The sequence below is a fragment of the Halomonas sp. 707B3 genome, assembly GCF_024158645.1.
In the GTDB taxonomy this organism is placed as follows: domain Bacteria; phylum Pseudomonadota; class Gammaproteobacteria; order Pseudomonadales; family Halomonadaceae; genus Vreelandella; species Vreelandella lionensis.
Window position 1 is genome coordinate 1 of the sequence record NZ_JAMZBE010000302.1, and the last position, 1,256, is coordinate 1,256.

Below are 1,256 nucleotides of genomic sequence, written 5' to 3' on the forward strand. Positions count from 1 at the left end.
TGATCTTACCCAGCAACAGTGGACACTGGTTTAAGCGATCATTCGGGCTTCAAAGGCCTCTGGGCTGATCATCCCAATAGCACTGTGCCGCCGTTGTTTGTTGTAGTCCAGTTCGACGTACTCAAACACCTGGCGCCTCATATCGTTTCGCGTTGTAAATTGCTCCCCATGGATCGCTTCAACCTTGAGGCTGTGGAAGAAGCTTTCGGCACAGGCATTATCATAGCAGTTGCCTTTGGCGCTCATGCTGCACGTAAGCTCATGCCGGGTAAGCAGCGATTGGTAACGCGTGGAACAGTACTGACTACCTCGATCCGAATGGACTATCACGCCTTTGGGCATTTTGCGTCTCCATAGCGCCATCTGTAGCGCGTCACAGACAAGATCGGCCGTCATACGCTCACTCATTGCCCAACCGACCACTTTACGAGAGTAAAGATCAATGAGCACTGCCAGGTAAAGCCAGCCTTCGCCCGTCGCCAAGTAGGTAATGTCACCCACCCACTTTTGATTAGGAGCTGAGGCCGTGAAGTTTTGTTCTAGTAGATTCGGTGCGACTGGCAGCGAATGCCGTGAGTTCGTGGTGGCCTTGAACTTACGAGCTGCTTTAGCGCGCAGGCCCTGACGCTGTAAGCTGGCAGCCACCGTCTTACGGTTGATCGGCATCCCATCATCTCGCAGGTCTAGCGTTAGTCTCGGGGCGCCTGAGCGGCCTTTGCGTTGGTGATAAGCCTTGGCCACATGCTGATCGATAATGGCTTGCTGGCTGCGTTTTGGGGACGATGCGCCTTCGCGTTGCCGCCAAGCGTAGTAGCCACTCCGAGCGACCCCGACAACATGGCACATACGCTGAATACTGAACGCCTGACGATGACGGTGGATAAAGGCGTACTTCACTTCAGGCTTTTCGCAAAGTACACCGCGGCCTTTTTTGTGATGGCCAGCTCTTCATTTGCCTCGGCTAGTTGGCGCTTCAAGCGGGCGTTTTCTTCTGCCAACGACCGCTCTCGCTCGGATGTGTCTTGCTGCAGCTGTGCTTTAGATCGCCACTGATAGAGCTGACTCGCGTGTATTCCCAGCTCACGCGCCGCTGCTGCAACGCCAATGCGATCCGCAAGCGCTAAGGCTTCTTGCCGGTAGGCATCTGAGTAACGGGTATATGATTTTTTCTTCATTGATGTTGTCGATCTTGCCATGGTTCACCTCATCGTAACGTATGACGTTCTTGAGGTGTCCACCGTTACTGGGCAGGATCA

Annotated in this window: 1 protein-coding gene; it reads right to left on the reverse strand. The window is 54.0% G+C overall.

Annotated elements, in window-relative coordinates; translation table 11 throughout:
• Positions 1-30 precede the first annotated feature (30 nt).
• Positions 31-1,196, reverse strand: a protein-coding gene (locus tag BIS10_RS18780; RefSeq protein ID WP_101146503.1) for an IS3 family transposase whose coding sequence is annotated in 2 segments (ribosomal slippage) — positions 31-935 and positions 935-1,196 — 1,167 coding nt in all. Because the reading frame shifts where the segments join, the coding sequence is not laid out codon by codon here.
• Between the last annotated feature and the right edge of the window lie 60 nt (positions 1,197-1,256).